This is a genomic window from Spongiactinospora gelatinilytica (assembly GCF_003236385.1).
Taxonomy (GTDB): domain Bacteria; phylum Actinomycetota; class Actinomycetes; order Streptosporangiales; family Streptosporangiaceae; genus Spongiactinospora; species Spongiactinospora gelatinilytica.
Map to the genome: position 1 here is coordinate 1 of NZ_POUA01000365.1, position 7,610 is coordinate 7,610.

A 7,610-nucleotide genomic window follows, 5' to 3' on the forward strand; every position below is an offset into this window, starting at 1 on the left:
GGAGTGGGCTGGGGGCCGCCCGGGCCGACCTGGAGGTCCACGCAGTTGTAGAAGGCCATCGCGGTGTCGGCGATGTTCCAGACCGCGCGCAGCTTGATCCGGCCGGTGTGACCGCCGAGGTTCACCGTGTGGGTCACCCTGGTCCCGGGCTGCCTGCCGTGGTCGTTGAACACCGCGACCCGGGTGTCCCCGATGAAGTACTCCCACGTGCTGGTGGAGTGGTTGGCCGTGATGATCCACTTGAAGTTCACGGTGTTTCCGACGTTGGCGACGGGCCACGCCTTGGAGTCGTCGTCGAGCGGCGCCCAGCGGCCGTCACCGCCGCTGCAGTTGCGCTGGCCCTTGAGACCTTCGACGGCGTCCGGCTCCCAGATGATGTCGCCGCAGTCACTTACCTTTCCGGCCGCGCAGTTGGCCTGGCGGCTCGGTGGGTCGGAGATGAAGCCGTGCGCCGAGGCGGGGGGCGCCACGAACACCGTCGCCCCCACGGCGACGAGCACCGTGAACACGACTGTGATCAGTTTTCGCATGTCACGCATCCTTCCGGCTGGAGGGGTGCCCCCAAGCTAAAGGAAAGTTTCTTAACTAGAAAAGGTCGAACAGGTCCCTCCCCCGTGCTATCGGGCACCCTCCCGAACACCGGCCCAGGCGGCACGACCGACCCGCCCCTCACGGCCTCGTGACCAGGACACCGGGTACGCCCGCACCGGCCCGGCACCCGGAAGCCGCCCCGGCCGGGGGAACGTCTTTCCAGCGCTTCGTGTTATGGCCACCATCTCCCGGCGCGAGCGAGCACTCAGCGCCATCGGCCCGCCCCCGCCCATCGCGGGAACATGACCGCTCGTCGGTGTAGTACGCCCTGGGCCACACCCACCGTGGCGATGGAAACACAGTGTGCGCAGGCCCCGGCACACGCCTCAGGCTCCGCGCCCAAGATCCACCGTTTGCCGCACACCGGTGAACCGCCCCGCCCGCCGGGTGGGTGGTGGCCCGGACATAGCGCAGGTCGCCCGCTCCGGCTGCGAGAAAGTTCTACCACTCCGCGAGAGGCTGTCGCCGGGTGTGTCCGCCTACGCTTGAACGGCGGTAGGGACTGACATCACCTTCGAGCTGCCCGCGGTGCGCATCTCCAGTTCAACACCGCAAGATCCACCGGTTCCGGCCGTTCATCGGCGCGGCGCGCCCCGGCCCACCGCGTACCGCGGCTCCGCCCACAAGATCCACCGCTTGCCGGACACCCGCCGAACTGCTCCTGCCGCGTATTTCCGCCTTACGCGGGAAGGGCGGTCGGAGACATCACCCTCGACTGCGTCCACCTTCGGAGCGAGGCGCCTCGGGCACTGTCGGGTGGATGCTCAGAGGATGTCGGTGAGCAGGGCGGCGAACTCTTCCGGGGTGAGGATGTGGATGCCGAGGCTTGCGGCCTTGGCCTGCTTGGAGCCGGCCTTCGCGCCCGCTACCAGGAGGTCGGTGCGGGCGGAGACGCTGGAGGAGGCGCGGCCGCCGGCTCGTTCGATGAGTTCGTTCATCTGGTTGCGGGAGAACGTCTCCAGCGGGCCGCTCATCGCGCCCGTGACGACGACCGACTTTCCCGACAGGGGCAGGTCGGCGGAGACGGCCGCCTCCTCCTCGTCGTCCGCCTGGCGTGGGGTCACACCGGGCTCGGTCATGTTGACCCCGGCCGCCACCAGCTTGTCGATGACCGGCCCCAACTCGGCGAGCTCGGCCACCACGACGGGGGCCTTCTCCGGGCCCATGCCCTCGACGGCCTGAATCGCCTCGGCGTCGGCGGCGCGGATGGCGTCCATCGAGCCGAAGTGGCGGGCCATCCGGCGGCTCATCGAGCGGCCGGTGCCGCGGACCCCGAGTGCGCACAGCACCCGGCTGAGCGGGCGGCCCTTGGCCTCTTCGATGGCGGCCAGCAGGTTGGTGGTGCTGAGCTCGCCCATCCGCTCAAGGCCGAGCACCTGGTCGGCGGTGAGGTAGAACAGGTCGGCGAAGTCGGCGATCAGCCCGGCCTCCAGCAACTGCAGGATGCGGTTCTCGCCCAGGCCGGCGATGTCAAGCTGGTCGCGGCCGACCGCGTAGCTTACAGAGGTGATCACCCGGCAGGCCCGGCCGCGCACGCAGCGCCACCGCTCCTGGGAGGCGTCGATCGCGTCGCCGCAGGACGGGCAGACCTCCGGGATCTCGATCGGGCGCTCCTGCCCGGTGCGCAGGTGGACGACCGGGGCCTCCACCCGCGGGATCACGTCGCCGGCCTTGTAGACGACCACGCTGTCGCCCAGCATGAGGCCGCGGCGGGCGATGTCGGCGACGTTGTGCAGGGTCGCGTAGGTGACGACGCTGCCGTCGAGCTCGACCGGTTCGAGCACGGCCCGGGGCGCGATGATGCCGGTGCGCCCGGTGTTCCACTCGACGGCGAGCAGCTTGGTGATCTTCTCCACCGCGGGCAGCTTGTAGGCGACGGCCCAGCGCGGGGCGCGCGAGCTCAAACCCGCCTGGGCCTGGTCGGCGGCCAGGTCGCAGCGGATCACGATGCCGTCGATCGCGAAGGCCAGCTCGGCGCGGGCCGCGGCGATCTGCTCGACCCGCTCGTTGACCTGGTCGAGGGTGGTGGCGACGACGCCGGCCACGGGCGTGGCGGCGGTGGTCTGCACGCCCTGCCCGGCGGCCCACTCCATGACCGCGCTGTGCCGCATCTCGCGCAGCCCCGTGGCGAGCTCGGACTCGTCGCCGGGCGGCGGCAGCACGCCGTACGCGAAGAACGTCAGCTCGCAGACGTAGGGCCGGTCCTGCGCGCGCAGCGTGCCGGCCGCGGCGCTGCGCGGGTTGGCGAACGTCGTGCCGTCGTGGGCGCGGCGCTTGGCGCAGGCCGCCTCGAACTGCTCCGCCGTCATCATCACCTCGCCGCGCACCTCCACGGTGTGCGGCTCGGCCAGCTCGCCGGGCAGGCCCACGATGGTGCCGATCGCGTGCGAGACGTCTTCGCCCGCGCTGCCGTCGCCCCTGGTGACGAGCTGGGTCAGGCGGCCGTGACGGTAGCGGGCCGAGACGGCGAGCCCGTCGAGCTTGGGCTCGACGCTCCACGCCTCGACCGGCCGGCCCAGCCTGCGCTCCAGGGACGCGGCCCAGTCGGCGAGCTGCCCCGCGCCGAAGACGTTGTCGAGCGAGAGCATCGGGACGGTGTGCGGCACGTCGCCGACCACCGCCCCGCCCGCCACCTTGCCGGTCGGCGAGGTGGGCAGCGCCTGCCCCGGGTGGGACCGCTCGTAGGCGGCGATGCCGCGCACCAGCCGGTCGTAGGCGTCGTCGTCGAGCGCGGAGGTGCCGTCGCGGTAATAGGCCGCCGCGGCGTCGAGGGCGAGTTGCACCGCCTCCGCGTAGGCGGTCTCGTCGGGGATCGCGGTGATCGCGGGCGCGCTGGTCGCAGGCGCTGGGGGCACGGGCGCGGAGACCGCGGGGGTCGTCGCGAGGGCGTCGCTCATGATGTCATGATGTCGCGGCCCACCGACATTTTCACGTCCGCCACCGGGCGCTGAGCTGGGCGGTCGCCCTGTGGACGGCGAACGCCCCCCCCGCGCGGGGCGGGCGGCGTGATCGGAGGCCGTGACCGGAATCGAACCGGCGTACACCGCTTTGCAGGCGGTTCCCTCAACCACTCGGGCACACGGCCATATGTGTCACACGCGCCGGCGTACGGCCGGCCGTTTGTGAGCCCTCCATTTGCGCCACGGCGGGCTCATTGTCGAATTTCGCGCCATTGGAAAGCACGAAGGAATTACAGATCCGCACAGCGCGGAAATGTTTTCCGAGACGGCATGAAAACCGCTATGCCGACCACGGGGATCGCCGCCGGCAGGCGGCACGGGAAAGAGAGAAGGGCGCGCGTCAGGCGCGACAACAGGACGAGAGGCCCAGATCGCAGGTGAAGCGGGCCACGGTGACCGCCGCCTCCCTGTTCATCATCTGACTCCTGCCGTCTCATCCGTCCGGCGGCCGGGAGCCTGATGCCCCACCATGAACCACCGTTCTTTGCAGGCACAATGCTAATCGCGATTATCCGCCACGTCAAACAGTGGCGCGATATTCCTGGATTGCCGCCGGATCGATTATCCGCACAGGCCCGGCCCTTCCAAAGGGCCGGGCCTTCACGGTGTTCGCGTCCGCCGGTTCAGCGGGGTGGCGTCACCAGAGCGGAACGTGCGGCAGCAGCGGCGACGCGGGCGGCCGCGGCCGGGACCTGTTCTGGGCCGTGGCCGGAGGCTCCGGCGGCACGGCCGCGCACCGTGTCCCACGCGCCGGCGGCTTGAGCGAGATCAGATAGTCGTCGATCGCGCCCGTGGTGCACTCACCACGGCCGTAGATGCCGTGTCCCCAGCCCTCGTACGTGACGAGCCGGGCCTCCTTCCCGATCTGGGCGGCGGCGTTGACCGCCCACACATAGCCGGTGGCCGGGTCGTGCAGCGCGTTGCCGAGCAGCAGCGGCGGCGTGCCGTTCACCCGCAGGCGGTGCTGCGGGTTGGGGATCGGGTCCGGCTCGCTCAGGCAGTACGCGAGCACCGAGACGGCGGCCGGGCTGAGCTCCATGTCCGGCGCGATGGCCTTGGAGCGGCGCAGGTGCTTGGCATACTCCTTGTAGTCGCGCACCGGCAGCCGGAAGTCCTCGCAGAAGACCTGGGTGGGGATCTCCACCTCGTCCGGAGCCGTCCCCGCGTGCCGCCGCTCCGGGGCGTGCGCCGCCAGGCGGGCCGCCGAGGCCGGCGGGCGCTGCGCGCCGGCGTCGATGGCCACGAGGAGTTCGGCCAGCTCGTACCACGCCGGCCCGTAGAAGGCACTGAAGGCGATGCCGATCACGTCCAGCCGGGTGAGCCGGTAGTCGGGCTCGCCGGGGTACCTGAGTTCGCCGCGGTCGGCGCGGTCCAGCAGGCTCGCCCAGAACGCGCGCACGTCCCGGCCGCGCAGCGCGCACCGGCTCTCCTCGCCGCACCACTTGACGAACTCGTCGAAGGAGTCCTGGGCGGTGTGGGCCTCGGTGTAGAGGAAGGGACCGGTGCCCAGGCTGTGGTCCATGTTGCTGTCCAGGGCGAGGGCCCGGACCCGGCCAGGGAAGCGCTCGGCGTACATCTGCCCCATGAGGGTGCCGTAGGAGATGCCGTAGTAGGTCAGTTTCTCCTCGCCGAGCGCGGCGCGGATGGCGTCCATGTCGTGGGCCACGCTCCCGCTGTCCACATGGTCGAACAGCGGCCCGGTGCGGGCCCGGCAGTCGGCGCGCAGCCGCTTGGCGAAGTCACGCCAGGCGTCGAACTCGGTCTGGCTCTTGATGACCGGGTAGGGGGCCTGACCCGCGAGTTCTGCCGAGCAGACGATGGGCCGGCTCCTGGCCACACCGCGCGGGTCGAAGCCGACGATGTCGAAGCGACGGTTCAGCTCTGCGCTGAAGTAGGTGCCGGCGGCGAGGGCGAAGTCGACCCCTGAGCCGCCCGGCCCGCCGGGGTCGATCAGCAACGAGCCGACCCTGGCCGCGGGGTCGGTGGCCTTGCGCCGGGCCAGGGCCAGGTCGATGGTGGGCCCGCCCGGGTTCTTCCAGTCCACGGGTACGGCGAGCGTGCCGCAATCGGCCGTCGGGTCCTCCGGGCACGGCTGCCAGGCGATCGCCGGGCCGCCGGAGGGGGCGGCGGGCGCCGCGGGAGCCGCCTGGGCGGGCGCGAGCGGGGATAACCCCACCAGCGCGGCCAGGGCGGCGGCGAGCAACGGAACCGTTCTACGCACGTGATCTCCAATCACCGGCGTGGGTTCTTGATCTCGACGTCCAGATTCTCCGGGCCCCCGACGGCCCACGGCCATCGGCCATAAGGATGGGAGGCTTCCCCCTCACGTACCAGCGTTTCGTCTGCATGCGCGCATCTTCCGGGGTACCGTGCGTCAAAGGCCCAGCACGAAGGCCGGTACGGCGATGCCGGCCCCTCATCCGCAAGCATGAGCCGAGCGGACCGGCCCAAATGGCGTCCACTATTCCGCCGGGGCGCATCGTCCGCCGCGCACTCGCCGTACCATCGGAAGGCGGGGTGCGCGCCCCCGACTCGGGCATCCGGCGCCTGGCGGCGTCGCCCGTGACCCTCTGCCCCCCATAGAGGAGACGTTCCGAGTGGCACGCATCGGTGACCGCGGTGATCTGCTGAAGTGCACGTTCTGCGGCAAGAGCCAAAAAGAGGTCCGCAAGCTCATCGCGGGTCCCGGCGGTGTCTACATCTGCGACGAATGCGTTGAGCTGTGCAACGAGCTCATCGAGGAGGAGCTGGAGGAGACCGCCGACGCCGGGCACGGTGATCTGCCCAAGCCGCAGGAGATCAACGAGTTCCTGCGGGGCTACGTCGTCGGCCAGGAGAACGCCAGGAAGGCGCTGTCGGTGGCGGTCTACAACCACTACAAGCGCATCCGGTCGGGCGGCGGGCGCAGCAGGCGCGACTCCTCGCACGAGGAGCCGGTCGAGCTGGGCAAGTCCAACATCCTGCTGATCGGGCCCACCGGCTGCGGCAAGACCTACCTCGCGCAGACGCTGGCCAGGATGCTCGACGTGCCGTTCGCGATCGTCGACGCGACCGCGCTGACCGAGGCCGGTTACGTCGGTGAAGACGTCGAGAACATCCTGCTCAAGCTGATCCAGGCGGCCGACTTCGACGTCAAGAAGGCCGAGACCGGGATCATCTACATCGACGAGATCGACAAGATCGCCCGCAAGAGCGAGAACCCGTCGATCACCCGGGATGTCTCCGGTGAGGGCGTGCAGCAGGCGCTGCTGAAGATCCTGGAGGGCACCACCGCCTCGGTGCCCCCGCAGGGCGGGCGCAAGCATCCCAATCAGGAGTTCATCCAGATCGACACCACCAACGTGCTGTTCATCGTGGGCGGGGCGTTCGCCGGCCTGGACCGGATCATCGAGCAGCGGGCCGGGCACAAGGGTGCCGGGTTCGGCGCGACGCTGCGCACCGGGGAGGACCGCGAGACCGGCGACCCCTACGCGGGGGTCATGCCGGAGGACCTGCTGAAGTTCGGGCTGATCCCCGAGCTGGTCGGGCGGTTGCCCGTGGTCACCACGTTCCAGCCGCTGGACCGCACGGCGCTGACGCGGATCCTCACCGAGCCGCGCAACGCGCTGATCAAGCAGTTCCAAAAGCTCTTCGAGCTGGACGGCGTCGAGCTGGTCTTCGACGGCGACGCCGTCGGCGCCATCGCCGACCAGGCGCTGCTGCGCCGCACCGGCGCGCGGGCCACCCGGGCGATCGTCGAGGAGGTCCTGCTCAACGTGATGTACGAGGTGCCGAGCCGCGACGACGTGGCCCGGGTCGTGGTCACCCGCGACACCGTACTGGACAACGTCAACCCGACCCTGGTGCCCCGCGACCATCTCGACCGCGGATCCGAACGCCGCGACAAGTCCGCCTGACGCCGCGGAGCAGACCCGGGAGCCCGCCCCGCCCGCAAGCGGCTCACCACGGCCGGGAGCGGGTCAGGGGCCCGTGGGCACCGGGTCGTCGGTGAGCAGGGCCAGGAGTTCGCTGCGGCCGGGGGCGGGCTCCCGGGTCTGCTCCGCGGCGTCAGGCGGACTT

4 protein-coding genes and 1 tRNA gene are annotated in these 7,610 nt (G+C 70.8%); 1 reads left to right on the forward strand and 4 read right to left on the reverse strand.

The window, feature by feature from the left end; translation table 11 throughout:
* The 4 genes from C1I98_RS31690 to C1I98_RS31705 all read right to left on the reverse strand — a co-directional run.
* Positions 1-530, reverse strand: a 530-nt coding sequence (locus tag C1I98_RS31690) for a lytic polysaccharide monooxygenase auxiliary activity family 9 protein (protein ID WP_111171044.1), incomplete at its 3' end; no start/stop codon positions are given.
* Between the two features lie 825 nt (positions 531-1,355).
* On the reverse strand, positions 1,356-3,488 hold the full coding sequence (gene ligA, locus C1I98_RS31695; RefSeq protein WP_111171045.1) for an NAD-dependent DNA ligase LigA: 2,133 nt from the start codon (positions 3,486-3,488) through the stop codon (positions 1,356-1,358).
* Between the two features lie 116 nt (positions 3,489-3,604).
* Positions 3,605-3,676 (reverse strand) — tRNA-Cys (locus C1I98_RS31700).
* Positions 3,677-4,188: 512 nt separating this feature from the next.
* Positions 4,189-5,772, reverse strand: a complete 1,584-nt coding sequence (locus tag C1I98_RS31705; protein WP_199537357.1) for an alpha/beta hydrolase — start codon at positions 5,770-5,772, stop codon at positions 4,189-4,191.
* A 376-nt stretch (positions 5,773-6,148) separates the two neighbouring features.
* Between C1I98_RS31705 and clpX the strand changes: the two genes are divergently transcribed.
* Complete coding sequence (gene clpX, locus C1I98_RS31710; protein ID WP_111171047.1) at positions 6,149-7,447, forward strand: ATP-dependent Clp protease ATP-binding subunit ClpX; 1,299 nt, start codon at positions 6,149-6,151, stop codon at positions 7,445-7,447.
* The last annotated feature ends 163 nt before the right edge of the window (positions 7,448-7,610 follow it).

Bases quoted from the DNA above. Each gene is read 5' to 3' on its own strand.
- ligA (WP_111171045.1), bottom strand. From the start codon at position 3,488: ATGAGCGACGCCCTCGCGACGACCCCCGCGGTCTCCGCGCCCGTGCCC.